Genomic DNA, 26977 nt, shown 5'->3' on the forward strand with positions numbered 1-26977 from the left:
GACCCCGTCCGTACGTTACGCCTCACCGACCCGTACAAAAGAAATGTACGGGTCGACGATCTGCTGCCGCATCGTCACGCCCCGCGACGCTCGTCCCCGTGGACAAGACGATGCAACACGAGGACCTGCGCGAGCTGTTCTGCCGACGCGAGCGCCGATCCGTCGCGGCGGCCCGGCAGTTCGCCCGCCAGGCGCTCACGGCGTGGGAGTGGGGTGCGGGGGCCGACGACGTCACGCTGTGCGTGAGCGAGCTCGCGACCAACGCGCTGGTGCACGGCGTACCGCCGGGGCGCGGCTACCTGCTGCGGATGTGGCTGTACGCGCAGGGGACCGCCCTGCGCGTCGAGGTGCACGACAGCGGCGACGGGCAGCCGCACAGGCGCGCCCCGGACGGGGAGTCGGGGCGCGGCCTGCTGCTGGTGGCCGCGCTGGCCGACGGGTGGGGCGTGGGGCCGCGCGAACCCGGCAAAGTCGTGTGGTGCGAGTTCGCGCGGCCGTGAACCGGGCGCCTTACGACGCGTCGAGCACCGTGCCGGTGAGGGCCGGGCCCTGAGGTTGTCCCTCGTCGTCGGTGGGCTGAAGGCCCACGTACTCCGCCGACTCGGTCACCTGGTCGCGGACCGTGGGCACGTGCACCTCCGCGGTGGTGCTCCCGGCCGGTACGGACGCCCAGAGGTAGGCGTGTTCCAGCTGGGACAGCGGGACCTCACCGTCGGGGACCTCGCCGATCAGGTCCAGCAGCCACTGCCGGTCGACGTCCTTGACGGACAGCTCCGGTCGGCCCGGGACTGGCGCGAACTGAATCGTCTTCGACAGCTCGACGTCGGCGGGCGCGGACAGCGTGACCTGCCACTTCAGCGGCTTGCCCTCGGTCACCCGGTCGGCGAGGGGCTTCACCGTGATCTTCGGCATCGGGTCGTCGTTCTCCACGGTGACCCCGCCGGCGTGCGAGCCGACGACGGTGCCGGTGACGGCCTTCACGAGCACGTCGTGGGTCACGTCCCAGGCGTACCGCTTGTTGCCCGCCACCTTCACCGGGACGTCGATGCCGCCGCTGCCGGGCCGGACGGTGACCAGCCGGTCCTGCGCCCGGCCGGTGGCCGGGTCGAGGACGTAGAGCCGGACGGTGCCGCCGCCCTTGCCGGACACGCGGACGGGCACCTGGTACGTGCGGACGCCCGAGTCGCCCTCCTTGGCCTTGAGGCGGCCGATGTCGACCCGGGTCAGCGGGGCCTCCCGCACCGCGGGTGTGCCCGGGCTCCAGGCCCACGCGTCCATCAGCCACGCACGCCCCGACGCGGTGCGCGGGGTCAACTCCAGGGCGGCGACGCGGCGCAGGTCGAGACCGGCGCGGGCGGCCGCGGTGAGCGGTACGCGGACCTCACGGGCCCAGTAGGAGGCGGTGCGATCGCTGCCCGGGAGCCCGTCCACGCGGACACGGCCGAGGCCGGCCCGCTTGCCGGAGGCGTCGGTGACGGAGACGTCCAGCTGCGTCCCGGTGGTGTTCGGCGGCACGAAGACGCGCAGCGCGAGGCTCTTGGCCCCCTTGACCGAGAGCGGCTTGCCGGGGCGCACCGTGACCGGCGAGCCGGGGGCGGACCAGCGCAGGGCCACCGCGCGTCGGCCGGTCTCGCGTTCGGGCTGCCAGTGGGCGAAGTGCGGCGAGGTGCCGCCGGCGTCCGGGCCCAGGCACGCCGTGCGCGGCTCCGGGTCGATCGCGGAGCACAGCCGTCCGCCGGTCACCCGCACGGAGCCGTCCGGCAGGAACCCGGCACCGCGGTTCGCGCCGACGGCGTGGGTCAGCACCCGCGCGGGGTCGGCGGAGGGCGCCCGGCGGCCCGTGCCGTCGAGCAGCTCGCGCACCCGGTCGTCGCCGGCGACGAACAGCCGTGCGGCGGCGGCGATGTAGGTGGCGCCCGCCCGGTGCTGCTGGTCCGCGGTGAGCCGGGTCGCGGTGCCGGGCGAGCAGACCGGGTCCGGCCGCTCGGGGTCGGGCCAGAAGTCGTCGTCCGCGGGTGCCTGGGCCTGGCCCGGCGTCCACTCGCTGTTGAAGTAGTTGTGGTTCGCCCCGACCATGTAGACCGCGCTGTGCAGGGCCTTGCCGCGGCTGACGCCGCGGGTGCCGTCGGCGTACACCTGGCCCTGGAGGTCGGAGACGTCACCGTCGCAGCCCGGCAGGATGGTCAGCGACGGCACGTCGGGCACCGGGTTGTGACCGAAGATCGTGGGGCCGATGAGCACGGTGCCGCGGATGTGCCAGCGCACCCTGCCGCGGTAGCCGTCCTGGCCGGGCGGGGCGGGGTAAAGGCTGTCCATGGCCGCGCGGTTGACGCCCTCGCCGCCGCGCGAGTGCCCGACGAGCAGGACGCGGGAGAGATCGGGCTTCGGCGCGTCGCGGACGACCCGGGGGGCCGTGGCGGGGCGGTCGGCCCAGTCGGCCCACCGGGCCAGGTGCATCCGGACCAGGGACGAACGTGCCTGCGCGCCGCCGTCGTCGACGTCCCCGTCCTGGCCGTTGACGCCGTTCGCGGAGATCGACACGGTCACGTAGCCCTGGGAGGCCAGCAGCTTCTGGTCGCGCAGATAGCCCCGGTGGCTCGGGATCGGCTTCACGCCCTCGGCGCAGGGCCAGTCGATCGTCACGTCGTCGTCCTTGCCCGGGACGTAGCACGTGGCGTGCCGGCCGTGCAGGAACAGCGCGACGGGGCGCTTGCCGGTGGCGCCCTTCGGCGCGACCACGACCGCGCGCATCTCGACCGGGGCCGGGAAGCCGGGCAGACGGACCGGGTCCAGGGCGTACTCGCCGGTGGCCGTGCGGTACGTGCCGGGCTTTCCCGGGTCGACGGACCCGGCGGGCAGCTCGGTGGGCGGCTTGGCGGCCCGCGCGGAACGTCCGTCGGGGGCGTCGGCCTCCCGGTCCAGGCGGCGGCCGCCGGCCAGCACGCGCAGGTCCGTCAGGTCCGTGGTCCGCGCGTCGTCGAGGGGCAGGCGGAAGGTCCGTCCGTCCTCCCCCGGCACGGGCGCGCCGACCATGCCGCCGTCGGCGTGGAACTCCACCCGCGCGTCGCCCGGTGGCACCGGCCGCGGGGAGCGCCATTCGAGGGCGCTCACGCCGTTGTCGTCGACGATGCGCCAGCCGGGCGGCAGTTCGCCCGCGTTGTTCGCCGCCGTGGCGGGCCGGACGCCGGTCGGCTGTGGTCCGGCGTGCGCCACGGCGGGCGACACCCCCACCGCCATGAGCACCGCGGTCGCGGTGGCCCATATCCTTCGGGCACGTATCAACGGTCCCTCCTCAACCCCGTGGGCCGGGCGCCCGTTTGGCGCCGGGCCCTCTCGACTCCGGAGGACGGAGGGAAGATCCTCCGGGTTGCCTCTGCCGTCGCGTGCGCATGGAGCGGCCGCGGACCCGGGGCGTGTGTGCTCCCGGGGCCGCGGCCCGTTCGTGAGGTGGCGGGACGGTCAGCAGTACAGGTTGCCGCCCGGGGACACACCCAGGATCTGGGTGAACCGCTGGTAGTTGTTGACGCGGCTCTGGACCTGCGCCGGGTTCTTGCCGTCGCACTCCAGGGAGCCGTTGATGGAACGGATGGTCTGGCCGAAGCCCGCCTGGTTGACCATGGCGTTGTGCGGGGTCATGGTGCCGGGGCCGGTCTGGGTGTTCCAGTACCAAAGGCCCGTCTTCCAGGCCACGGCCGCCTCGCGCTCCACGCGCCAGGGGTTGTTCAGCAGGTCGATGCCGAGCGCGTCGCCCGCGGCCTTGTAGTTGAAGTTCCAGCTGAGCTGGATGGGTCCGCGACCGTAGTACGCCGCCTGGCCGGCCGGGCAGCCGTACGGCCGGCTCCAGTCGCAGTAGTGCGGGTAGTTGGCGGTGTTCTGCTCGACGATGTGGACGAGCCCGCCGGTCTCGTGGCTCACGTTGGCCAGGAAGGCGGCCGCCTCCTGCTTCTTCACCGTGTCGCTGCCGGTGTTGGCGAAGCCGGGGTAGGCGCTCAGGGCCGCGGTGAGGCCGCTGTAGGTGTAGAAGGAATTCCGGTTCGGGAACATCTGGTTGAACTGGGCCTCGCTCACCACGAAGCCGGACGGCGCGGGCGTGGAGCCGCCGCAGTTGTACGGGTCCCAGTACCAGGTGCTGATCGTCGGGTCGTAACCCGGGTTGTCGTGCTCGGCGATGTAGTAGGCGCCGTTGTACCTGACAACGTTGCCAGTCGTGTACCAGGCGCCCTGTTGCCAGTTGGGCGCGGTGTCGCACGGCGAGGCGGCGGTGGCGGACGGCGTCAGGACCCCGGCGAGGCCGGTGGCCATGAGGACCGCGGCGAGCAGGGCCGCGAGGCGTGTTCTCAGCACTCGATCACTCCTTTGAGCGCAACGGCTCGCCCTGGAGCGGTAGTTGACTCCGGGCGAGCCGCGGTGGGGGGCTGTCCCCACACTCAAGCGCTATGTCATGATCGAGTCAAGGTATAGACCAATGAGAACCGTCGGTAACTTCACAGAGGCGGGTCAGGCGCCCGAGGCCGCCAGGAGTTCCACGAGACGGGACAGGCCGTCGGCGGAGTGGCCCTCGGCGATCGAGCGGTCGAGGAGCCTCTGGAACGGCTCGAACAGCTCGGTGCTGACGCCCTGTTCGCCGTAGGTGGCCATGAGGTTCGGGAAGGCGGCCTGGTTGACCGCGAGGCTGGAGACGTCCGTGAGGTGTTGACCGGAGTCGACGGCCTCCGCGATGCCCGGCACGACGCCGTCGAGCATCGCGGAGACCCAGGCGTGCAGCGGTCCCGCGAAGTCCGACGCGGTGACGCCCGCCGAGCGGACCAGCGCCAGGGCCTGCGTCACGCCGATGAGCATCCCGTACATGCCGGTCAGCAGCGCAAGGTCGTGCAGCGCGGCGCGACCGGGGTCCGTACCGACCCACTTCGTGCCGCCGAACGCGGCGAGCACCGGCTGGTGCGTCTCGTACGCCTGCTCGTCCCCGCTGTAGAGGACGTACGCGGCCGGGCTCGCGATCATCTGCGGGACGGCCATGATCCCGCCGTCGAGGTAGCGCGCGCCCTGCTTCCGCGCGTACGCCGCGATGTCGCGGGCCTGGGCGGGCGTGCCGTTGGTGAGGTTGACCAGCACCGTGCCGCTGAGGTCGGCCGGCGCCAGCGCCTCGCGCACGTCGTCGTTCGTCGTCAGGCACACGATCACGAGCGGGCTCGCGGCCACCGCGTCGGCGACCGTGGCGGCCGGCAGCGCGCCCTGGACGACCAGCGGGCCCGTCTTCGCGGCGGTCCTGTTCCACACGGTGACGGAGTGGCCCGCGCGCAGGAGGGCGGCGGCGAGGGCGGCGCCCATCATGCCGAGGCCCAGCACGGAGACATGGCTGACCTGGGGGTTCTCAGATGTCGAAGGCATGCCACGATCCTTGTCGGGCCCGGACGGCCGGACAAGTACCGACTAAAAAGTCAGATACGCACCAACTGGTAAGTGCTGTGCCGAGTGCTGTGGTGATCTGCGCAACGGCGGCGCACCCTGGAAGGGGTACGCGTACCGCTGGAGGTGATCCGCCATGAAGACACTCGTCGGATGGCACATCGAGATGGAATTCCAGGAGGAAGGCGACCGGACCAGGGCGGCCGCCATGGTGAGGCTCGGTGACGGGACGGAATACCGGGGACACGGAAGCGCGAATCGCCACCACTCCGACAAGCCGCAGCTGCTGGTCGGCGAGGAGATCGCGGGTGCCCGCGCCCTGATGGACCTCGCGTCCCAGCTGCTGCAGAAGGCGCACACGGAGATCGACGAGGCGTCGGGCAGGACGTCCCACCCCATCCACTGACCCTCGGAACGACGCATGGGGTCCGTGAGCCGCGGCTCACGGACCCCATGTGCGTCGCGCAGGAGCGCTCAGAGGCGCTCGGGCGTGCGGATGCCCAGCAGCGCCATGCCCTGGTGCAGCGTGCGGCCGGTGAGGTCGACGAGGAAGAGGCGGTTCTCCACGAGCTCCGCCGGGTTGTCGTCGCTCAGCACCTGGCACTGGTCGTAGAAGGTGGTCAGGTGCGAGGCCAGCTGGTACAGGTACGCGGCCAGCTTGTGCGGCTCGTACGCCGACGCCACCTCCGCCAGCACCTCGCCGAACTGGTCCAGGTGCAGGCCCAGCGACCGCTCCGCCGGGGCCAGTTCGAGCTCGGGGTGGGCGACCGGTCGCATCTCACCGGCCTTGCGGATGATCGACCGGATACGGGCGTACGCGTACTGGAGATAGACCGAGGTGTCGCCGTTGAGCGAGACCATCTGGTCCAGGTCGAACTTGTAGTCGCGCACCGCGGACGTCGACAGGTCGGCGTACTTGACCGCGCCGATGCCCACGTACCGCCCGTTGTCGGCGATCTCCTGCTCGCTCAGGCCCACCTTCTCGGCCTTGTCTCGCACGACGGCCGTCGCCCGGTCGATCGCCTCGTCGAGCAGGTCCACCAGCCGGACCGTCTCGCCCTCACGGGTCTTGAACGGCTTGCCGTCCTTGCCGAGCACGGTGCCGAAGGCGAGCTGCACGGCCTTGACCTTGTCACCGAGCCAGCCGGCCCGCCGCGCGGTCTCGAAGACCATCTTGAAGTGCAGCGACTGCCGGGCGTCCACCACGTACAGCAGGGTGGAGGCGTCCAGGTTCTGCACGCGGTCGCGGATGGCGGACAGGTCGGTGGCCGCGTAGCCGTAGCCGCCGTTGGACTTCTTGACGATGAGCGGGACCGGGTTGCCGTCGGGGCCCTTCACGTCGTCGAAGAAGACGCACAGCGCGCCCTCGGAGCGCACGGCGACACCGGACTCCTCGAGGATGCGGCACGTCTCGTCGAGCATGTCGTTGTAGCCGGACTCGCCGACCACGTCGGGGTCGCGGATCTCCATGTCGAGCTTGTCGAAGACCGAGTAGAAGTAGATCTTCGACTCGTCCACGAACTTCTGCCACAGCGCGAGGGTCTCCGCGTCGCCCGACTGGAGCGCCACCACGCGGTCGCGCGAGCGGGCCTTGAACTCCTCGTCGGAGTCGAAGAGGGCACGGGCCGCCTTGTAGAGGCGGTTCAGGTTGGACATCGCCTCCTCGCCGGAGGCGCCGTCCTTGTGGTCCAGCTCGTGCGGGTGCTCGATCAGGTACTGGATGAGCATGCCGAACTGGGTGCCCCAGTCGCCGATGTGGTGCCGCCGCACCACCCGCTCGCCCGAGAACTCCAGGATCCGCACCATCGCGTCGCCGATCACCGCGGACCGCAGATGACCGACGTGCATCTCCTTGGCCACGTTCGGCTGGGCGTAGTCGATCACCGTCGTGCCGGGCTCGGCGGCCGTCGGCACGCCGAGCCGGGCGTCCGCGGCGCGGGCGGCCAGCGTCTCGGTGATCGCCTTGTCGGTGACCGTGATGTTCAGGAAGCCGGGGCCGGAGACCTCGATGTCCTTCAGCACGTCGTTCGCGCCGATCGCCTCGACGACCTGGGTCGCGAGCTCGCGCGGGTTGCCCTTGAGCTTCTTCGCGAGCGCCAGGATGCCGTTGGCCTGGAAGTCGGCCCGGTCGCTTCGTCGCAGCAGGGGGTCGGCGGAGCCGGCCTCCGGCAGCGCTGCTGCCAGGGCGTCCGCGAGACGCTGCTGCACGGTCGAAGCGAGGGAAGGGACCGAGGCCATGAGCTTCCGTTCCTGTCGAGGGGGGATGTTCCAGTGGTCAAGTGTCCCACGGCGGGGCAACCGGTTTGCCGGGACGCGGACGCCCGCACCGGCGCGGCGCGGGAAGTCTGTGGGATCCGGTTTCCGGGTCTGGGAGAATGGTGTACGCGAGTTTCCCGACGTGTTTCCGACCCCTAGGAATCAAGGACGTGCCGACCGTGGCTCAGAGCAGCACCGAGACCGACTGGGTCTCCCGTTTCGCGGACGAGGTCATCGCCGAGTCGGAGCGACGTGCGCCTGGCAAACCGGTCGTCGTCGCCTCCGGACTGTCCCCCTCGGGCCCCATCCACCTGGGCAACCTCCGCGAGGTCATGACCCCGCACCTGGTCGCCGACGAGATCCGGCGCCGCGGGTACGAGGTCCGCCACCTGATCTCCTGGGACGACTACGACCGCTACCGCAAGGTCCCGAAGGGCATCGACGGCGTCGACGAGTCCTGGGCCGAGCACATCGGCCGGCCGCTGACCTCGGTCCCCGCGCCGAAGGGCTCCTCCTTCCCGAACTGGGCGGAGCACTTCAAGGCCGCGATGACCGAGTCCCTGGCCGAGCTGGGCGTCGGGTACGACGGCATCAGCCAGACCGCGCAGTACACCTCGGGCGCCTACCGCGAGCAGATCCTGCACGCGATGAGGCACCGCGGCGACATCGACGCGATCCTCGCCCAGTACCGCACCAAGAAGGACCCGAAGGCGCAGGCCGAGGCCCAGGCGAAGAAGTCGCAGAAGCCGGTCGACGAGGCCGAGCTGGAGGCCGCCGAGGGCTCCGGTGCCGCCGCCGAGGACGACGGCACCGGCTCCGCCGGCTACTTCCCGTACAAGCCGTACTGCGGCTCGTGCGACAAGGACCTGACCACGGTCACGGCGTACGACGACGAGACGACCGAGATGACCTACACCTGCACCGCGTGCGGGTTCTCGGAGACGGTCCGGCTGAGCGAGTTCAACCGCGGCAAGCTGGTCTGGAAGGTCGACTGGCCGATGCGCTGGGCCTACGAGGGCGTGGTCTTCGAGCCGTCCGGCGTCGACCACTCGTCGCCGGGCTCGTCGTTCCAGGTCGGCGGTCAGATCGTCGCGATCTTCGACGGCAAGCAGCCGATCGGCCCCATGTACGCCTTCGTCGGCATCTCCGGCATGGCGAAGATGTCGTCGTCCCGCGGTGGCGTGCCCACCCCGGCCGACGCGCTGAAGATCATGGAGCCCCAGCTGCTGCGCTGGCTGTACGCCCGCCGCCGGCCCAACCAGTCCTTCAAGATCGCCTTCGACCAGGAGATCCAGCGGCTGTACGACGAGTGGGACAAGCTGGAGGCCAAGGTCGCCGAGGGCACCGTCCTGCCCGCCGACGCCGCCGCGTACTCCCGCGCCGCCCGCACCGCCGCCGGCGACCTGCCGCGCACGCCGCGCCCGCTGCCGTACCGCACGCTCGCCTCGGTCGTCGACATCACCGCCGGCCACGAGGACCAGACGCTGCGCATCCTCAGCGAGCTGGACCCGGCGAACCCGGTCACGGACCTCGACGAGGTCCGGCCGCGGCTGGACCGCGCGGAGAGCTGGATCCAGGCGCACGTCCCGGCCGACGCGCGGACCGTCGTGCGCTCCGAGCCCGACACCGAGCTGCTCGGCTCGCTGGACGACGAGGCCCGCGAGTCGCTGCGGCTGCTGCTGGAGGGCCTCGACACGCACTGGTCCCTGGACGGGCTCACCACGCTCGTCTACGGAGTGCCGAAGGTCATGGCGGGCCTGACGCCGGACGCCAAGCCGACGCCGGAGCTCAAGGTCGCCCAGCGCGCCTTCTTCGCCTTGCTGTACCGCCTGCTGGTCAGCCGCGAGACCGGGCCGCGCCTGCCCACGCTGCTGCTCGCCGTCGGCGCGGACCGCGTGCGCAAGCTGCTCGGGGCCTGATCACCGCGGTGTACGACCAAGGGCCCTCACCCCGCACGAGGTGAGGGCCCTTGGCACGTGTGCCGGGGTGATCAGGCGATGTGCTCGGCTTCGAGGTCGGCCTGGTGGCGCTTCTGGAAGCCCGGCATCAGGCGCTTGAGCAGCGCGGTGCTGTTCGGGTGGTGCACGCCGTACCGGTCGGCGAGGAGTATGTCGAGGGTCCGGGCGTTCGGATAGCCCTGGTGCTCGTCGACATAGTCCTTGTACGCCGGGTACGCCAGCTCCTCGAACTCCTTGTCCTCGGGCGTGAACTCGGCCGGCGGCTCGGGCTCCGGCACGGGCTGCGCCTGCTGCTCCTCGTACCCCTGGGCGTACTGCTCGTCGAACGCCTGCGGGTCGGGGCCCGTGCCCAACGGGCGCGTACGGCCGCCGGGGCCCGCGGGGACCGGGACGCCGGGGCCCGCCGGGACCGTGACCGGGACGGGCTCGAAACCCTCGACGTACGTCGGGTCGTATGTGCCCTGGTAGGCGTCCTGCGCGGCCTGCGACGCGGCGAACCAGGGGCTCTCGTGGGGGCCGGCGGCCTCCGGACCCTTTTCGGCCTGCGGCTCCTGCCACGCGTCGGCGGTCTCCTCCACGGGCAGCGCCGCGGGCTCGCCGGCGATCGCCTCCCGCGGGACCGGACGCCGGCCGGCGCCGCTCGGCAGCTCGGGCTGGCCGGCCTGCTCCGGCGCCGGCGGCAGCAGCGCCGGCTCGATGCCCGCGGCCGCAAGACCAGCCGGGGCCGTCTCGGCCAGCGGAACGCCGTACTTCGCCAGCCGCAGCGGCATCAGCGCCTCGACGGGGGCCTTGCGGCGCCACGCCCTGCCGAAACGTGCCTGCAGACGGGCCTGGTAGATCAGCCGGTCCTGCTCCAGCTTGATCACCTGCTCGTAGCTGCGCAGCTCCCACAGCTTCATCCGCCGCCACAGCTTGAACGTCGGCACGGGCGAGAGCAGCCAGCGCGTGAGCCGCACGCCCTCCATGTGCTTGTCCGCCGTGATGTCCGCGATCCGGCCCACCGCGTGGCGGGCCGCCTCCACGGCGACCACGAACAGGATTGGGATCACCGCGTGCATGCCGACACCGAGCGGGTCGGGCCAGGCGGCCGCTCCGTTGAACGCGATCGTTGCGGCCGTCAGCAGCCACGCCGTCTGGCGCAGCAGCGGGAACGGTATGCGCATCCACGTGAGCAGCAGGTCGAGCGCGAGCAGCACGCAGATGCCGGCGTCGATACCTATGGGGAAGACGAGGGAGAAGTCGCCGAACCCCTTGCGCTCCGCGAGCTCGCGCACCGCGGCGTACGACCCCGCGAAGCCGATCGCTGCAATGATCAGCGCTCCCGCGACGACGACACCGATGAGCACTCGGTGCGTGCGTGTCAGCTGCATCGCGGCCACCGCGTTCCCCTCCCATTCACAAATCTGCGGGGCACAGCCTGGCACATGCCCCCGGAGTCCGTCCCTCCGCCCTTGTACGGCAACGGGCGGGAGGCTACGGGCAGTCGGCCGGGCATCGGCCCCGAGCCGGCCGCACGGACGCCGGCAACGGCGCGAGAACGGTGCGCCGGCGAACGGGACCGGTGCGTGTGCCCCGGAACGGACCGGCACGACGTGCTGAAACGGGACCGGCGCGGCGGACCGCCCGGAACGGGACCGGCGCGGCGGTCCCGTTCGCCCGTCGGCTACTTGTTGGCCGTGGCCACGGAGTCCACGGCCTGCTTCGCCGCCTTCAGCGCGTCCTTCGTCAGGTCCTCGGACGAGGGGTTCTTCGCGCCCGCGTAACCGGTGCCGTTGTAGGTGAGCGTCACCAGCCCGTTCTCGGTACGCGCCACGATCACCGCGTACACGAAGTTCTCACCGGTCTTCCTCAGCGTGTAGTTGAGGGTGGTCGCCTCGTTGCCGATGCCGGGCGCCGGGCTGGACTTCACGTCCTTCGCGCCCTCGGTGGCCTGCGTCTTGGCGATCTCCTTGGCGTAGTTGTCCTTCGCGCGCTGCTCGCCGCTGACGGCGAGCGTGGCGTCGGAGTCGTAACGCAGGAAGGAGACGTCCAGCCAGCGGTACTGCGAGCCCTTCACACCGTTGTCGTCCAGGCCGTGCCACGAGCAGCTGCCGCGGCTCCCGGCGTCCGACGACCGGCCGGCCGCGCCGGACGTGGACTTCGCGCCCGGCACCAGGTCCTTGATCGTCTCGCGGGCGATCGACTCGCACGGGTCGGGCAGCTTCGTGAACTTCGCGGGCGCGACCGTCGGCGTCTTCTTCGCCTCGGGGGTGGAGGAGGCGGACGCCGAACCGTCGGTCTTGCCGTCACCGGAGTCCGAGGAGCAGCCGGCGACGACGAGCATCACCGGAACGGCTGCGCAGGCGAATATGCGGGTGAGTCGCGGGGCTGAACGGTGCATGGTTCCTTCACTCGGTCGTTCGGTCTGTCCGTCGGGCGTCCGGTCCGTCGGGCGTCCGGTCCGTCGGCCCGTCGGGCGTCGGCTCCGGCGGTCCGGCGGACCGTCAGGCCGGTCACGGCCGTCACGCCGTCGCGGCCGCCAGGCCACCGTACGCGGCCGCGCGGCGGCGGGGGCGGATGCTGGACCGGCGGCCGGCCCGACCCGGCCCGTCACTCGTCGAGGAGCTCCGCCAGCCGGCGGGCCACGCTCTGCGCCTTTTCCTGCAGTTCCTTGCTGTCCGGGACCTCCGCCGCCGGCGCCGGCTGCTCGGCGTAGACGACCGTGACGATCACGTTCGATGTGCGGAACACCACGCTCACGGTGCGGCGCTGCGCGGTCGAGCCGGCACGGTCGAGGACGTCGTCGATGAAGGCGGCGTTGCCGAGACCCTCCAGGACACGCGGCTCCAGGCCCGTGGTCGACCCGTTCGGCGACGGGCTGCCGTCGGCGCCCTCGGCCGAGCCGCCGGGGGAGGCGTCGCCCGACGGCTGTCCGGAGCCCTCCGGGGCCTCGGGAGCCTGGGACTCCTCGGCGTTCCCGCCCGCCTCGCCCGCCTTCCCGGCCTGGGCCTCCAGGTCCGTGGTCGCGCCGGGCGAGAGGGTGGCGTCGGCGTCGGCGTCGGGGCGGGGGACGACGGGCACGGAGGTCGCGGCCTGCTTCTTCGCGAACACCTCCTGTGCCCGGCTGTCGTCGCTGACCGCCGGGTCGTAGGACACGACCCGCTCGAAGTCCACCCGCAACTGGTGGGAGGAGTCGGGCGCCTGCCCCTTCCAACTGCAGGCCGCGCGGCGGTCGGTGTCGTACGTCACGGCCGGCACACCGCGGAGCACCTTCTGCTGCTGGTCCCGGGGGAGCGTGAGGACGCCGGGCAGCAGGTCCCGCAGGGTGCTCCGCCCGACGGAGCCGCACGGCTCCGGCAGCGTGCGGTACTTGCCGGGGGGCGCGGCCGACGCCGGGGCGCCGTTGGCCTTGGCGTCGGGCGCGGAACCGTCGTCCCCACCGCCCGAGGTGCAGCCGGTGAGTCCGGCGACCAGCGCCACGAGGAGCGCCGCCGCGCCGGGGACGTACGCCTTCCGTTGCACGTGCCTGGCTCCCTTCTCCATGGGTCCGCTGTCCGGTCCGCGCCGCCGCGCGGGGAAAAACGGTTGTCGGCCGCTGACGGCCGGTGGACACAATGTCTATCGCACGCGCTGCCCCGGATGCCGGGCCGCCGAGCTTTACGCGGTCATTGGCCGGGCATTTGCGTTAGATGTCTTTTCGGGGGAGTTGGGGAGTTATGTCGTATGTAGAGGTGTCGGGCGCGAAGGTCCCGATCCGGCTGTGGACCGACCCCGCGACGGTCGAGGACGTGGCGATGCGGCAGCTGCAGAACGTCGCCACGCTGCCCTGGATCAAGGGCCTCGCCGTCATGCCGGACGTCCACTACGGCAAGGGCGCGACGGTCGGCTCGGTGATCGCGATGCACGGCGCGGTGTGCCCGGCAGCGGTCGGTGTGGACATCGGCTGCGGCATGTCGGCGGTCAGGACGTCCCTCACGGCGAACGACCTGCCCGGCGACCTCTCCCGCCTGCGCTCCAGGATCGAGCAGGCGATCCCGGTGGGCCGGGGCATGCACGACGAGATGGTGGACCCGGCGCGGGTCTTCGGCTTCCGGGCGGGAGGCTGGGACAGCTTCTGGGACCGTTTCGACGGGGTGGCGGACGCGGTCAAGTTCCGTCGGGAGCGGGCGACCAAGCAGATGGGGACGCTCGGATCCGGCAACCACTTCATCGAATTCTGTCTCGACGAGTCGGGATCGGTCTGGCTGATGCTGCACTCCGGCTCCCGGAACATCGGCAAGGAACTGGCCGAGTACCACATCGGCGAGGCGCAGAAGCTGCCGCACAACCAGGGCCTGATCGACCGTGACCTCGCGGTGTTCGTCGCGGACACCCCGGAGATGCATGCCTACCGGAACGACCTCTTCTGGGCGCAGGAGTACGCGAAGTACAACCGCGCGATCATGATGGGGCTCTTCCAGGAGATCGTGCGCCGCGAGTTCCGCAAGGCGAAGGTGACGTTCGATCCGGTCATCTCCTGCCACCACAACTACGTGGCGGAGGAGCGGTACGAGGGCATGGACCTGCTGGTCACCCGCAAGGGCGCGATCCGGGCGGGCGCCGGCGACTACGGGATCATCCCGGGCTCGATGGGCACCGGCTCGTACATCGTGCGGGGCCTCGGGAACGAAGCCTCCTTCAACTCCGCTTCCCACGGCGCGGGCCGCAAGATGAGCCGCAACGCGGCGAAGCGGCGCTTCACGGCGCGGGACCTGGAGGAGCAGACGCGCGGGGTGGAGTGCCGCAAGGACTCGGGTGTGGTCGACGAGATCCCGGGCGCGTACAAGCCGATCGAGAAGGTGATCGACCAGCAGAGCGACCTGGTCGCGGTGGTGGCGAAGCTCAAACAGGTCATCTGCGTGAAGGGCTGAGACAGCCGCGCCGTGGGCCCCGGGCCGGATCGGTCCCGGGCTTCGCGTGCGTTCGGGGCCTGCAGTGCTTGTCACGTCACGCTTCCGGGCCGGTGTGTGCGGCCGTAAGTGCGGCGGGCCGTTGCGAGCCCTGCGGTGCCGGCTGCAGGGACTTGTGGAAGAACGTCGTCGGGCGCAGGACGCCGGAGGGGTCGGCGGCGTAGTCGGGGACGGTGCCGAGCGGGGTCCAGCCCGCGGAGCGGTAGAGGTGCTCGGCCGTGCTGCCTGTCTGCGTGTCGAGCATGAGCAGGGTGCGTCCCGACGCACGCGCGAACTCCTCGGCCGTGGTGAGCAGTCGGCGCGCGATGCCGCGTCCGCGGGCGGCGCGGTGCACGACCAGCTTGGCTATCTCGGCGCGGTGCCGTCCGTTGGGCGAGGTCTCGCACCTGAGCTGGAGGGTGCCGACGAGCCGGTCGCCGTCGTGGGCGGTCCAGGCGGCGATCCGCTCGTCCGACAGGGCGGGTGCCAGGTCCGACCACCAGGCGGCGGCCTCCGCGGGCGTGAGCGCGGCGGTGAAGCCGACCGACGCGCCGTCGTCGACCGCGTCGACGAGGAGATCGGCGAGTGCGGCGGCCGAGGCCGGCAGGTCGGCGGCGGTGAGGAGTGACACGGTGATGCGGTCGTTCATCGAAGCTCCCGGTGGACCTTGGAGTTGGACGCCTGGGCACGCGGCCGGACCACGAGCAGATCGATGTTGACGTGGGACGGCCGGGTGACGGCCCAGGTGATGGTGTCGGCGACGTCGTCCGCGGTGAGCGGCTCGGCGACGCCCGCGTAGACCTTGGCGGCCTTCTCGGTGTCGCCGCGGAAGCGGGTCGTGGCGAACTCCTCCGTCCGGACCATGCCGGGCGCGATCTCGATGACGCGGACGGGGGTGCCGACGATCTCCAGGCGCAGGGTCTCGGCGAGGATGTGGGCGCCGTGCTTGGCCGCGACGTAACCGCCGCCGCCCTCGTAGGTGGCGAGGCCCGCCGTGGAGGACAGGACGACGACGGTGCCGTCACCGCTCGCGGTGAGCGCGGGCAGGAGCGCCTGAGTGAGGTTGAGCGTGCCGATCACGTTGACCTCGTACATGCGGCGCCAGTCGGCGGGGTCGCCGGTGGCGACCGGGTCGGCGCCGAGTGCGCCGCCCGCGTTGTTGACGAGGACGTCGCAGCGGTCGAGGGACGCCGCGAAGGAGTCGACGGCCGGCCGGTCGGTGACGTCCAGCGGGTGGGCGGTGGCCTGGTGGCCCTCGGCGGTGATCTCGGCGGCGAGGGCCTCGATGCGCTCCTTGCGGCGGGCCGTGAGGACGACGTGGAAGCCCGCGGCTGCCAGCTGCCGTGCGGTGGCCGCGCCGATGCCGCTGCTCGCTCCGGTGACGACGGCGACGGGGGTCCGGGCGGTGGTCATGTCGTGGCTCCTCGCGCGTGTGATCGAACTGCGGTCAGCATAGGTCGGCGTGGTGACGCGCCGATTTCCGCATGGGGTGGGCAGGGGCGGTGCGGGTGTGAGGCCGGACGGGTGTGAGGCCGGACGGGTGTGAGGCCGTACGGGTGTGAGGCCGTACGGGATCGGGCTGCGGCGGCGCGGGTGGGGCGCGCCGGACTGATGGCAAATCAGGCACTTAGCGGGAAAATCGGTATCTTCGGTTCATGTGTGTGATGCGTAGGGCGCTCTCGGCCGGGGCCGCGGCGTTGGTGTTGGTGGTCGGCTCGGGTGCGGGCGCGCGTGCGGGTGCGGACCTGGAGCCAGGGGGCGTGGCCGCGGGGGCCTCGGGCGCCGTGGCGCCGGAGGCGGACGTGGCCCATCACGGTCATGTCTCCATGGGCGACGGGTCGCTCAGGATCTCCCTGATGGCCCAGAACCACGGTCCCTCCAGCCTGGAGGACGCCACGGTGCGGCTGGAGTTCTCCCTGCGGCCGATCGGCGAACGGTGGTTGCCCGAGCGGTGCCTGTGGGCAGGCGAGCGGGTGGTGCTGTGCGGCACCGGCCCGCTGCGGGCGGACGGGGTCGGCCGGGAGGTCTCGATCCGGCTGGGGATCACGGGCGACCCGGCCGAGGCGGTCGTGAAGATCGGCACCGCGTGGAACGGCGGGGCGACGGACCGGAATCCGGCGAACAACACCCACCGGGTGATCGTGCCGGCCACGGGGGATCCGTACGCCTTCTGAGCCGTGAGCCGTGCGAGCCGTACGCCTTTTGAGGCGTGTGTCGTCCGAGCCGTACGCCTCTTGAGGCCTGCGTCGTCCCAGCCGTGATCGTTGTGAGCCGTGGTCTTCGTGGCCCGCGCGCCTTGTGAGGCGTACGGGCCCGCTGACCCGCACGCTTCCCATCCCGGCCGACCGGTCAGGCGGCCGGCCCCCGTCCCGCCGCCCAGGCGATGTAGCCGTCGGGGCGGACGAGCAGCGCGGTGCGCCGGCCGGTCGGCCAGTGCGCCCGTATGACGCGGCCGGGTGCGGCCGGGGCCGCGGCGGTGGCGAGGGCGGCCTCGTCGGTGGGGCCGATCAGCACGAACTCGCCCTTGCGCAGCAGCTCGTAGAGCCGCCCCTCGGCGAGCCGCAGGTCCGGGGCGCGCCGGCCGGTGAGGGGGTGCGCGCCGCGCGGTGCGCGGTATGAGATGCCGATGCCGGAGACGACGCCCATCGCCTTCCTGGCCGCCGGCCGGACGCTGCCCAGCACGCGGGCGGCGAGCGAACGCACCGCGCGCTGAAGGGGAGTGCGGGCCATCGCCAGCCGCACGATCGCTCCGCTGCTGCGCAGGACCATCCTGCCGACGGGGTGCCGCTCCGACTCGTAGCTGTCGAGCAGCGCCTCGGGGTCCGGAGCGAGGCCCAGGATCACCGACGCGAGCTTCCACGAGAGGTTCGCCGCGTCCTGCAGGCCGGTGTTCATGCCCTGGCCGCCGGCGGGTGAGTGCACGTGTGCGGCGTCGCCCGCGAGGAAGACGCGGCCGGCGCGGTAGGCCGGGACCTGGCGCTCGTCGCTGTGGAAGCGGGATATCCAGCGGGCGTCGTGCATGCCGAAGTCGCTGCCGAGGGCCCGGCGGGCGATCTCGCGCACCTCGTCGAGGTCGACGGGCTCGCTGTCGGGGACCTGACGCGAGCGGTTCCACCCCATGACGCGGTACCAGCCGTCGCCGAACGGGGCCATGAAGGCGAAGGTGTCCCCCGCTCCGTTAACGGTGAGGAGGTCGGCGGGCTCCTCGGCGAGGCGGACATCGGCGAGCACGATCGACCTGATGACCGAGACGCCGGGGAAGGGCAGGCCGAGTGCTGTGCGCACGCCGCTGCGGACACCGTCGGCGCCGACGAGGTAACGGGCGCGCAGGGTGCTGCGGGTGCCGTCCGCACCGCGGAGCTCCGCGGTGGCCGACGCCGGGGCGTGGGCGGGGGCCTGGTCGAGGCCGGTCAGCTCCGTCCCGTGGCGGAAGTCGACGCCCGCGGCGCGGGCTCGGCGCTCCAGCAGCTTCTCCACCTCGTACTGCGGGGTGATCAGGAGGAACGGGAAGCGGGACGGGAGCGCGCCGAGGTCGAGGGAGAGCCGGCGGAACAGGCGCATGCCGGTGACCGGCGTGCCCTTCGACACCAGCTCGTCGGCCAGGCCGCGGGCGTCCAGCAGCTCCAGCGTGCGGGCGTGGACGCCGAAGGCGCGCGTGATGTTGCTGATCTTGTCGGGGCGGCGCTCGACGAGGGTGACCGAGAGGCCCGCGGAGGCGAGGTCGCCCGCCAGGAGCAGGCCGGTCGGGCCTGCCCCGACGACGATCACGTCCGTGTCGAACGAGGCGGTCCCGTCGGCCTGGTCGACGGGCGCGGTGCGGGCGGCGGGAACGGCAGGGGCGGTGGTGGCGGTGCTGGGCTTGCCGGGCATGTCTGCCTCCGGTGGTCAGCGGCTGCGGATCGACATCTGGGTCAACACCTGTTGGTCAACGCTTGTTGGCAAATGTAGAGCGGTGGCTCTGGCGTGTCAACACTTGTTGGCCTACAGTTGTTGGCATGACGACGGAAGCACCCGGCGCCCCCCGCCGCTCCGATGCCACCAAGGCCGCGATCCTCGAAGCCGCCCGCGAGCGCTTCGCGGCCGACGGGTACGAGCGGGCGACGATCCGGGCCATAGCGCGTGACGCGGGCATCGACCCCTCGATGGTCATGCGCTACTACGGCAACAAGGAGGGGCTGTTCACCGCCGCCTCCGAATTCGACCTGCGTCTGCCGGAGCTGGGTGCGCTGCCCGGCAGGCACGCCGGCGCGGTGCTGGTCGCCCACTTCCTGGACCGGTGGGAGCAGGACGAGGTGCTGACGGCCCTGCTGCGGGCCGGCGTCACGAACGCCGCTGCCGCCGAGCGCGCCCGCTCGATCTTCCGGGAGCAGCTGGGCCCGGTCGTCGCGGGTCTGTCACCGGACCCGGCCGACGCCCCGCGCCGTGCCGCGCTCGTCGCCTCGCAGATCCTCGGCATGGCCCTGGCCCGGTACGTGCTGTGCTTCCCGCCCGCCGTCGAGATGACCAAGGAGGAGGTGGTGAGCTGGCTGGCTCCGACGGTGCAGCGCTATCTGACGGGCGAGCGTCCCTGACCTCCAGCGGGGGCCGCTCGGGACGCTGCTTCCGGGACGGCCCGGCCTCCGGGGACGGCCCAGCTGCGGGCGGCCGTCGGCATCGGCGGGCAACGCCCGGGCCTACGCCGTCACGACCGGGCGGGTCGCGGAGCTGACCGGGCTCACCACCGGTTCGGCGACCCGGCTGGTCGACCGGCTGGAGCGCGCCGGATATGTGACGCGTGAGCGCGACACGCACGACCGGCGCCGGTGCTCGTGGCGTGCGTGCCGGAGCGGATGGTCGAGTTCGGGGCGCTGTGGGAGCGGCTGGGCGGGGCCTTGGTGTCGATGGTCGACACGTATGCGGACGAAGAGATCGCCCTGCTCACGGCCCATATGCAGCGGACGGTGGAGCTGAGCACGGGACAGGTGGCGCGGCTGCGCGCGGGTGACTTCGACGCGTAGCCGCGGCAGCCGGCCGGGCGGCGGGGCCGCCGTCACGCCCCCGCGGTGCGCAGGGCCGACGCGACGATCGCCTCCAGGCGGGCGTGGTGGGCGCCGCGCCAGTAGACGCGGTCGCAGACGGTGCACTGGGCGAACACGTCGTAAGTGCGCTGCGTGCCGTGCTCCAGCTGCTCCTGCACCGAGTCCTTGTCGGCGTCCGTCAGCGGCCCGTTGCACGCCGTGCACCGCGTCCAGGGTGCGAGCTCCGGCGCGAACCGTTCGAGTACGTCGGTGAGTTGGTCGTCCGGCCGGTCGCTGTAGATGTACGCCCCCGCCCAGATCTCCCGGCGTCGCAGCAGGCCCCGGTCGCGCGACAGCAGCACCCGCCGCTCCTTCGCGGACTGGGCGGCCAGGGCGGGATCGCCGATGTCCTCGTTCTCGTACGCCGCGTCCACGCCGAGGAGGCGCAGCCGCCGCGCCAGCGTGCCCAGATGGACGTCGAGCAGGAAGCGGAGCGGCGCGCCGGGGACGCGCTGCGGCCGGTCGACGCCGCGTACCTCGACGTGTTCGCCGTCCTGCGGGATGTGCGAGACCGGGACCTGGCGGCCGTCGACCAGCAGACGGCCCGCCTCCGTGAGCGGGACACCGAGCGACTCGACGACATGTCCGAGCGTCGACGAGCCGTCCGTGACGACGGCGCTGCGGCCCTGGCGGCGCTCCGGCGGGAGGAAGAGCCGCAGCTCAGGGGCGACGCTGAAGGTGATTTCCGGTCCGTTCACAGCGCCAGCATGTCACCGGCCGCGCGGTGGCAGCCAGCGGTTTGCGCAGCGTCCCCCGGCTGGACGCGGAACGCGTCCGCGTGCTCCGCCGCCCACTCGGCGAAGGTCCGCGCCGGGCGGCCGGTCAGTTCCTCGACGGTGCGGGTGAGCGGCGCGGGCGAACCGTCGGTCGACTGCCCAGTAGTCGAGCAGGGCCCGTGCGAACGCGGCGGGCAGGGAGGCGGATACGGACTCCTGCCACTGCTCCGGCGTCACCTCGCGGATCTCGATGGGCGTCGCGCGGCCCGCGGCGCGTCCCAGGACGGCGATCTGCTCGGCGAAGGTGAGAGACTCGGGTCCGGTCAGGTGGTACGCGCGGCTCCGGGGTCGGTGAGCACGGCACGGGCGGCCCACGCCACATCCCCTTCGTGGATGGGATCGCCGTGACTGCCCGGGTAGGGAAGGTCGATGACGCCGGTGGTGCGCAGAGGCGCGCGCCCACTGGAGCGCGCTTCCGGCGAACGCGCCGGGGCGCAGGACGGTCGTGGCCACCGGCCCGGCGGCCAGGGCCTCTTCGACGGCGAGGTGCGGGCCGGCGACCGGATCGGCGGCCGCGTCGGCGCCGAGGACCGAGCTGGACGACAGCTAGTCGCGGCAGGAGTACGTGCCGGGCCCGTGGTCACGGCATGCACGCGCACGGTGCGCAGCCCGTTCACCGACGTCGGTCATGTACGTGCCCCCGACACGCTCACCTCCGTACATCTGTCGGACGGACACCGTTAAGCTCGCGGGTCACGAGCGGCAACAGATGGAGATGTGGACGTGTCCCGAGCGCGTGTGGGTGTGGCCGTACTGACGATGGGCTCCCGCCCTGCCGAACTGCGGGCGCTGCTCGACTCGGTGGCTGATCAGGACCATCCCGCGAGCCGCGTCGTCGTGGTTTCCAACGGCGCCCCGCTGCCCGAACTGCCGGCCGGCGTCACGGGCGTCGAGCTGCCCGAGAACCTCGGGGTGTCCGGCGGGCGCAACGTCGCCATGGAGCGGCTGCGGGAGTTCGGCGACGTCGACGTGCTCGTCGACCTGGACGACGACGGGCTGCTCATCGAGACGGACGTCTTCAGCCGTATCGCCGCGATGTACGACGCCGACCCCGCGCTCGGGATCGTCAGCTTCCGCATCGCCGACGAGACCGGTTTCACCCAGCGCCGGCACGTGCCGCGCATCGGCAAGACCGATCCGCTGCGCGGCGGGCAGGTGACCACGTTCCTCGGCGGCGGGCACGCGCTGTCGATGCGGATGCTGGAGCGGGTCGGCGGCTGGCCGGACGACTTCTTCTTCACGCACGAGGAGACCGATCTCGCCTGGCGCGCCCTGGACGACGGCTGGAAGATCCTCTACGCCCCCGAGCTGGTGCTCCAGCACCCTCGTACGCCTCCGACCCGGCACGGCGTCTACTACCGGATGACCGCGCGCAACCGCGTTTGGCTGGCGAAGCGGAACCTCCCCGCCTTGCTCGTGCCCCTCTACCTGGGCGCGTGGACCGCGCTCACCCTGGCGCGCACCCGATCGGCGCCGGGTCTGCGCGCCTGGTTCGCCGGGTTCGCCGAGGGTGTCCGTACGCCGTGCGGAGAGCGCCGTCCGATGCGCTGGAGCACCGTGTGGCTCATGGCCCGGCTCGGCCGGCCGCCGGTCGTCTGACCGGCGGACGAGGTTGCCCTGGGTCGGGCGGGACCGGTGTGCTCTCGATCTTTCCCCGGCCAGGGGGCGTGACCTGTGAAACAGCAGTCGCACGGTGTCTGGCCCGGAGGAGTAGCGTGGGAGGGCGAGGCGAGTCCCGTCATCGCACTGATTCCCCAAGACGGGTGATCCTCATGACCGGCTCCGATCCACCTCCGGCTTCCCGGCGTCTGCCCAGTGGCGTTCACGAGGCCGTACGGCCCGGCCATGCGCTGCTCCGGCTGGAGACCACGGAGTCGCGCGAAGGTGTCCTCGATGGTGCGTGGTGGCCGCGGTCGCGTGACATCGGCGCCGAGCTGCCCGCGTTGCTGAGTGTCCTCACCGGTCACCTCGGCCCCGTCACGCGCGTCGGGCTGGACACGGCAGCCTGGGAAGGGCTCCCTACGCGGATCGTCGTCGACGACCGGGTGGTTCACATCGACTCCTTTCCGGTGGGCGATGACACCGTCCTGATCACCCGCGGCGACCAGGACGTGTTCTCGCTGCTGGTGATTCCGCCGAACGCGACACCCGAGGCCGCGCACGCCGCGATGGCCCAGGCCGTCCGGGCCGACAACATCACCCAGGCGGAACAGATTCTCATCGACACCGGAAGCGCGCAGGTGCCGCCGGACTGACGAGCGAGCCGTGGCCGACGGAGCCGTACCGCACGACAGCGGTGAGTCAGCCGCGCCACTCCACCAGAAGCAGAGTCGCGTCATCCGTGGTGCGTCCGCCCCGCGCCCGCTTGAGCGTGTGGGACAGGGAGCGTGCGACCGCCCGGATCCCGCGGCCGGTTCTCTCCAACTGGTTCACCCAGTCGATCAGCTGGTCCTCCCCGAACTCCTCCTCACCGGTCTCGTGCTCCTCGATCAGTCCGTCAGTGAAGCAGAGGAGACGGTCCCCCTGCTCCAGCTCCATCTCGCTCAGCTGCGGCTCGGGACCGCCGAAGCCGACAGGGAGGGTCGTCGCACCGGTCAGCCGGAGCGCGACACGGTGATTACGGATGAGCATCGGTGACGGGTGTCCGGCATTGACCCACTGAAAATGTCCCGTCGTGGTGTCCAGCCGCATCATCTGCGCGGTCACGAAGTGCTCGGGGCCGAACTGGTCGGCCACGGCGCGGTCCATGAAGGCGTAGATCTCCGACAGCCCGGTGCCGGCGCGGCGGGCGTGACGGTAGGCACCGATGGCCACGGTGGCCATCGTGGCCGCGTCCAGTCCGTGACCCATCGCGTCGATCATGGCCACGTGGAGGACGTCTCCGACGGAGGCGGGCCGCTGCTTTCTCGACGCACCTGCGGTTCCCCGTCCGTGAGGCCGTCGCCGGGCAGGGGTACCAGCCGCAGTTGGCCGTAGTCCTGCAGCAGCACCTGCGGTCGGCGGCCGCCGAGCCGCGCCACCACGTCGGCGACCAACGGCCCGACAAGATGGGGCGGCAATTCGTGCGCGCAATCGAGGACCTCTCCCAGCAGAGCTTCCCCGAAGCTCTCGGAGCGGTCCGCGCGCCGTGCGTGTACGTCACCTGGTGCCGTACCTGCGGCGGGCTTTGTGATGGCGTCCATCGTGCGATCCCGTTCCGGGCGGCTTCCGGCTGCCCGTGTCTGGTCACTCGCCGGGAACGGCGCCGCTGTGGTCGTGCGCCCGAAAAGCTCTCGGTAGGTGCCAGGCTACTCCCGGCCATGGGGGACGGCGCGGCGCTCAGCCATCGCGAGGAGATGCGTCCGTACGGCAGATGACGGGTGGCCGCACCGGCGGTACGGCCGTCGGCTCATCACCCCCTCTGCTTGATCATCGGCCTGCCGGGACAGCCCTTCGACCGGCAGGACCAACACACAGGGGCGACAGGGCCGGGCAGCCCGAGGACCCGTCCCATGTTCTGCCGGCCCCAGGACGAGAAGGCGGCTTGTCCCGCCTGGTCGGCAGGACGACCCCGAGGGAGGAGTGCAGGTCTGTGAGCAGGACGCTGTTGCAGGCGGCGGCGATGTCGCGGTGCTGAGCGTGCGGATGAGCCACGACTTGCGTTGGGGACCACGAACCGCGCGTGGCAGGTGAGCTGAGACAGGAACCACGGCGGCCCCATAGGTGTCGGGCAGTTCGAGTGCCTCCGGGAGGCCGACCAGGGCTGGGGAGCGCGCGGCCACAGCCCCGTCGCGGTCCGTGAACACGCCGCACAAGGTGAAGCCCGCCCGGAAGCAGCGACATCCCAGCTCAGGGCCACACCAGGCAGTACGGCTGGTGGCCCGCCTCATGCAACCGGTGGCTGAAATCCTGCCATTCGTGCAGCAATTGGTAGACGTTGAACGCGTCCCGCGGTCCGCCCCGGTCCGGGACCGTCGACCAGATGAAGGCCGCCGCGCCCACCGACTCCTCGCCGATGTCCCGCAGCGGGTCGACCACGGTCATCGGCAGCTTCACCACCGCGTAGTCGGGGTGCAGCACCACGAGCTCCAGTGGCGGCACCTTGTGCAGCGGCATGCCCTGGATGCCGGTCAGCACCATCGCGGCTATGGTCTCCGGCTTGATCTTGGTGAACATGCCGCCCATGCCGAGCTCGTCGCCGCCCAGCTCCTCGGGGCGCATCGAGATCGGCACCCGTGCGGCGGTGGCGCCGTCGGGCGCACCGAAGTACTTGTACGTCACCCCCAACCGGCCGCTCCTGCCTCCCACGGGATCATCCGCTTCGCCTCGCCGGTGCTTTCCGCGCCGGGCAGGCTCAGGACCCAGGTCGTCGGTCCCCTCGCCCAGTCCGCCACCGCGATGCATATCTCCACCCGACCACTCGCAGGCCCCGCCGCGCAACCAGATCATCGTGACAGTGACCTCCCCCACGAACGTGCGGTGAAACACCTGTCCGCAAGATCGCCTGGGCCTCTGAGACCATGGTTTCCGTGAGCTTTCCCTATGACGCCCCAGTTTCGCAGACGCTTTTCGACCGCGCGTCCCTCGTGACGCCCGGCGGCGTGAACTCTCCCGTCCGTGCTTTCCGTGCCGTGGGCGGTACGCCCCGGTTCATGGTGTCCGGCACCGGCCCGTACCTGACCGACGCCGACGGCCGTGAGTACGTCGACCTCGTCTGCTCGTGGGGGCCGATGATCCTCGGGCACGCGCACCCCGAGGTCATCGAGGCGGTGCAGGCGGCGGTCGCCCGCGGCACCTCCTTCGGCACGCCGGGAGAGGGCGAGGTCGCCCTCGCCGAGGAGATCGTGGCCCGTGTCGAGCCCGTCGAGCAGGTGCGGCTCGTCTCCAGCGGCACCGAGGCGACGATGTCGGCGATCCGGCTGGCCCGCGGCTTCACCGGCCGGTCCAAGGTCATCAAGTTCGCCGGCTGCTACCACGGGCACGTCGACGCGCTCCTCGCCGCCGCGGGCTCCGGGGTCGCGACGTTCGCCCTCCCCGACACGCCCGGCGTCACGGGCGCCCAGGCCGGCGACACGATCGTGCTGCCGTACAACGACCTGGAGGCCGTGCAGGCGGCGTTCCACAACCACCCGGGCGAGATCGCGTGCGTGATCACGGAGGCGTCGCCGGGCAACATGGGCGTGGTGCCGCCGCGGCCCGGCTTCAACCAGGGGCTCAAGGACGCCTGCGCGAAGAACGGCGCGCTGTACATCTCCGACGAGGTGATGACCGGCTTCCGCACCTCGAAGGCGGGCTGGTTCGGCGTCGACGGCGTGGTGCCCGACCTGATGACGTTCGGCAAGGTCATGGGCGGCGGGTTCCCGGCCGCCGCGTTCGGCGGGTGCCGGGACGTCATGGCGCACCTCGCGCCGGCCGGTCCCGTCTACCAGGCGGGCACGCTGTCCGGGAACCCGGTGGCGACCGCCGCGGGCCTCGCGCAGCTGCGCCTGCTGGACGACGCCGCGTACGAGAAGGTGAACGCGGTCTCGAAGGAGATCCAGGCGCTGGTGACGGACGCCCTGACCAAGGAGGGCGTGGCGCACCGCCTGCAGACGGCGTCCAACATGTTCTCCGTCTTCTTCACGCCGACCGAGGTCAGGGACTACGAGGACGCGAAGAAGCAGGAGGCGTTCCGCTTCAACGCGTTCTTCCATTCGATGCTCGCCGACGGGGTCTACCTGCCGCCGTCCGCGTTCGAGTCCTGGTTCGTCTCGACCGCACACGACGAGCGGGCGATCGAGCGGATCGCGGCCGCGCTGCCCGCCGCCGCCCGCGCCGCAGCGGAGGCGACGGCATGAGCGGCAGGGATATCACCGTCGTCCACCTGATGCGCCACGGCGAGGTGCACAACCCCGATGGTGTCCTCTACGGCCGCCGCAGTGGCTACCACCTCTCCGAGCTCGGCCGCCGGATGGCCGACCGGGTCGCGGAGCACCTAGCGGACCGGGACATCACGCATGTCGTCGCCTCCCCGCTGGAGCGGGCCCAGGAGACCGCCCAGCCGATCGCCAAGTCGCACGGCCTGACCCTGGACACCGACGAGCGGCTGATCGAGGCGGCCAACGTCTTCGAGGGCAAGACGTTCGGCGTGGGCGACGGCGCGCTGCGCCAGCCGGCCAACTGGAAGCACCTGACGAACCCGTTCCGGCCGTCCTGGGGCGAGCCGTACGTCGAGCAGGTCGTGCGGATGTCGGCCGCGCTGGAGGCGGCGCGCGACGCGGCGCGCGGCCACGAGGCCGTGTGCGTCAGCCACCAGCTGCCGATCTGGGTCGTGCGCAGTTTCGTCGAGAAGCGCCGGCTGTGGCACGACCCGCGGCGCCGGCAGTGCACGCTCGCCTCGCTCACCACGTTCACGTACGAGGGGGACAGGATCGTGTCGGTCGGATACTCCGAGCCGGCCCGGGATCTCGTTCCGCCGCACCTTCTCGCCGGTGCCAAACCCGTGAAGGGCAAGTCCAAGGCATTCGGCGCGTAGCCCGCCCGGAAAACGGCGTAGGAAAACCCGTCCCGCACATCAGGAACCTCCGCGTTCCCCACGGCATCTCCCCGGGTGCCGATGTGGAAATGCTTCCCCCGACCAGGGGAGCGCGGATGGGGAC

General features: G+C 71.8%; 22 protein-coding genes and 2 pseudogenes. 11 read left to right on the forward strand and 13 right to left on the reverse strand.

Going from position 1 to position 26977, the window contains the following annotated elements:
- Positions 1 to 98 precede the first annotated feature (98 nt).
- Positions 99 to 500 (forward strand): ATP-binding protein, encoded by a 402-nt coding sequence (locus tag ACLB9X_RS27815; RefSeq protein ID WP_410363167.1) that lies wholly within the window; start codon positions 99 to 101, stop codon positions 498 to 500.
- Positions 501 to 510: 10 nt separating this feature from the next.
- Here the strand turns inward: ACLB9X_RS27815 and ACLB9X_RS27820 are convergent, their stop codons facing one another.
- From ACLB9X_RS27820 to ACLB9X_RS27830, 3 genes are all read right to left on the reverse strand, one after another.
- Positions 511 to 3282 carry a hypothetical protein gene (locus tag ACLB9X_RS27820; protein WP_410363168.1) on the reverse strand — a complete coding sequence of 924 codons (2772 nt, stop codon included), beginning with the start codon at positions 3280 to 3282 and terminating at the stop codon, positions 511 to 513.
- A gap of 177 nt (positions 3283 to 3459) precedes the next feature.
- Positions 3460 to 4344, reverse strand: a complete 885-nt coding sequence (locus tag ACLB9X_RS27825; RefSeq protein ID WP_410363169.1) for a glycoside hydrolase family 19 protein — start codon at positions 4342 to 4344, stop codon at positions 3460 to 3462.
- A gap of 153 nt (positions 4345 to 4497) precedes the next feature.
- On the reverse strand, positions 4498 to 5388 hold the full coding sequence (locus ACLB9X_RS27830) for an NAD(P)-dependent oxidoreductase (RefSeq protein ID WP_410363170.1): 891 nt from the start codon (positions 5386 to 5388) through the stop codon (positions 4498 to 4500).
- 154 nt (positions 5389 to 5542) lie between these two features.
- On the opposite strand from ACLB9X_RS27830, the gene ACLB9X_RS27835 reads away from it, so the two are divergent.
- Positions 5543 to 5812, forward strand: a complete 270-nt coding sequence (locus tag ACLB9X_RS27835; protein ID WP_410363171.1) for a DUF1876 domain-containing protein — start codon at positions 5543 to 5545, stop codon at positions 5810 to 5812.
- Positions 5813 to 5880: 68 nt separating this feature from the next.
- Here ACLB9X_RS27835 and argS read toward each other — a convergent pair whose 3' ends face one another.
- Positions 5881 to 7644 (reverse strand): arginine--tRNA ligase, encoded by a 1764-nt coding sequence (argS, locus tag ACLB9X_RS27840; RefSeq protein ID WP_410363172.1) that lies wholly within the window; start codon positions 7642 to 7644, stop codon positions 5881 to 5883.
- 188 nt (positions 7645 to 7832) lie between these two features.
- Between argS and lysS the strand changes: the two genes are divergently transcribed.
- The gene (gene lysS / locus ACLB9X_RS27845) at positions 7833 to 9581 is read left to right on the forward strand and encodes a lysine--tRNA ligase (RefSeq protein ID WP_410363173.1); all 1749 of its coding nucleotides are present in this window, start codon (positions 7833 to 7835) and stop codon (positions 9579 to 9581) included.
- A 71-nt stretch (positions 9582 to 9652) separates the two neighbouring features.
- On the opposite strand, the gene ACLB9X_RS27850 is transcribed toward lysS, so the two are convergent.
- From ACLB9X_RS27850 to ACLB9X_RS27860, 3 genes are all read right to left on the reverse strand, one after another.
- Positions 9653 to 10999, reverse strand: coding sequence for a DUF2637 domain-containing protein (locus ACLB9X_RS27850; RefSeq protein ID WP_410363174.1), 1347 nt, complete (start codon positions 10997 to 10999; stop codon positions 9653 to 9655).
- 284 nt (positions 11000 to 11283) lie between these two features.
- A complete protein-coding gene (locus tag ACLB9X_RS27855; RefSeq protein ID WP_410363175.1) occupies positions 11284 to 12000 on the reverse strand; it encodes a DUF3558 family protein in 717 nt (238 codons plus the stop codon).
- Positions 12001 to 12209: 209 nt separating this feature from the next.
- Positions 12210 to 13121 (reverse strand): DUF3558 domain-containing protein, encoded by a 912-nt coding sequence (locus ACLB9X_RS27860; RefSeq protein ID WP_410363176.1) that lies wholly within the window; start codon positions 13119 to 13121, stop codon positions 12210 to 12212.
- Between the two features lie 194 nt (positions 13122 to 13315).
- Between ACLB9X_RS27860 and ACLB9X_RS27865 the strand changes: the two genes are divergently transcribed.
- Positions 13316 to 14509, forward strand: coding sequence for an RtcB family protein (locus ACLB9X_RS27865; protein WP_410363177.1), 1194 nt, complete (start codon positions 13316 to 13318; stop codon positions 14507 to 14509).
- A gap of 76 nt (positions 14510 to 14585) precedes the next feature.
- Here ACLB9X_RS27865 and ACLB9X_RS27870 read toward each other — a convergent pair whose 3' ends face one another.
- A complete protein-coding gene (locus ACLB9X_RS27870) occupies positions 14586 to 15176 on the reverse strand; it encodes a GNAT family N-acetyltransferase (protein WP_410363178.1) in 591 nt (196 codons plus the stop codon).
- Positions 15173 to 15940 (reverse strand): SDR family NAD(P)-dependent oxidoreductase, encoded by a 768-nt coding sequence (locus tag ACLB9X_RS27875; protein ID WP_410363179.1) that lies wholly within the window; start codon positions 15938 to 15940, stop codon positions 15173 to 15175. The genes ACLB9X_RS27870 and ACLB9X_RS27875 overlap by 4 nt, the downstream gene beginning before the upstream one ends.
- 242 nt (positions 15941 to 16182) lie before the next feature.
- On the opposite strand from ACLB9X_RS27875, the gene ACLB9X_RS27880 reads away from it, so the two are divergent.
- The gene (locus ACLB9X_RS27880; protein WP_410363180.1) at positions 16183 to 16701 is read left to right on the forward strand and encodes a hypothetical protein; all 519 of its coding nucleotides are present in this window, start codon (positions 16183 to 16185) and stop codon (positions 16699 to 16701) included.
- Positions 16702 to 16876: 175 nt separating this feature from the next.
- Here the strand turns inward: ACLB9X_RS27880 and ACLB9X_RS27885 are convergent, their stop codons facing one another.
- A complete protein-coding gene (locus ACLB9X_RS27885; protein ID WP_410363181.1) occupies positions 16877 to 18397 on the reverse strand; it encodes an FAD-dependent monooxygenase in 1521 nt (506 codons plus the stop codon).
- Positions 18398 to 18522: 125 nt separating this feature from the next.
- Here ACLB9X_RS27885 and ACLB9X_RS27890 point away from each other — a divergent pair, with 125 nt between their 5' ends.
- The gene (locus ACLB9X_RS27890; protein ID WP_410363182.1) at positions 18523 to 19098 is read left to right on the forward strand and encodes a TetR family transcriptional regulator; all 576 of its coding nucleotides are present in this window, start codon (positions 18523 to 18525) and stop codon (positions 19096 to 19098) included.
- A 109-nt stretch (positions 19099 to 19207) separates the two neighbouring features.
- Positions 19208 to 19524: pseudogene (locus ACLB9X_RS27895) on the forward strand (MarR family winged helix-turn-helix transcriptional regulator); the annotation flags it as partial.
- A gap of 32 nt (positions 19525 to 19556) precedes the next feature.
- On the opposite strand, the gene ACLB9X_RS27900 reads toward ACLB9X_RS27895, so the two are convergent.
- Positions 19557 to 20282, reverse strand: coding sequence for a Mut7-C RNAse domain-containing protein (locus ACLB9X_RS27900; protein WP_410363183.1), 726 nt, complete (start codon positions 20280 to 20282; stop codon positions 19557 to 19559).
- 801 nt (positions 20283 to 21083) lie between these two features.
- Here ACLB9X_RS27900 and ACLB9X_RS27905 point away from each other — a divergent pair.
- Both ACLB9X_RS27905 and ACLB9X_RS27910 read left to right on the forward strand, forming a co-directional pair.
- Positions 21084 to 21959, forward strand: coding sequence for a glycosyltransferase family 2 protein (locus tag ACLB9X_RS27905; protein ID WP_410363184.1), 876 nt, complete (start codon positions 21084 to 21086; stop codon positions 21957 to 21959).
- A 173-nt stretch (positions 21960 to 22132) separates the two neighbouring features.
- Positions 22133 to 22615, forward strand: a complete 483-nt coding sequence (locus tag ACLB9X_RS27910; protein ID WP_410363185.1) for a DUF5994 family protein — start codon at positions 22133 to 22135, stop codon at positions 22613 to 22615.
- A gap of 46 nt (positions 22616 to 22661) precedes the next feature.
- On the opposite strand, the pseudogene ACLB9X_RS27915 reads toward ACLB9X_RS27910, so the two are convergent.
- Both ACLB9X_RS27915 and ACLB9X_RS27920 read right to left on the reverse strand, forming a co-directional pair.
- Positions 22662 to 23542, reverse strand: a pseudogene (locus ACLB9X_RS27915) (PP2C family protein-serine/threonine phosphatase).
- Between the two features lie 646 nt (positions 23543 to 24188).
- A complete protein-coding gene (locus ACLB9X_RS27920; protein ID WP_215185445.1) occupies positions 24189 to 24743 on the reverse strand; it encodes a hypothetical protein in 555 nt (184 codons plus the stop codon).
- A 116-nt stretch (positions 24744 to 24859) separates the two neighbouring features.
- On the opposite strand from ACLB9X_RS27920, the gene hemL reads away from it, so the two are divergent.
- Positions 24860 to 26176, forward strand: a complete 1317-nt coding sequence (hemL, locus tag ACLB9X_RS27925) for a glutamate-1-semialdehyde 2,1-aminomutase (RefSeq protein WP_410363186.1) — start codon at positions 24860 to 24862, stop codon at positions 26174 to 26176.
- Positions 26173 to 26853: a histidine phosphatase family protein gene (locus ACLB9X_RS27930; RefSeq protein WP_410363187.1), complete on the forward strand. Its 681-nt coding sequence runs from the start codon at positions 26173 to 26175 to the stop codon at positions 26851 to 26853. The genes hemL and ACLB9X_RS27930 overlap by 4 nt, the downstream gene beginning before the upstream one ends.
- Positions 26854 to 26977 lie beyond the last annotated feature (124 nt).

This window comes from Streptomyces sp. 5K101 (assembly GCF_046506645.1).
In the GTDB taxonomy this organism is placed as follows: Bacteria; Actinomycetota; Actinomycetes; order Streptomycetales; family Streptomycetaceae; genus Streptomyces.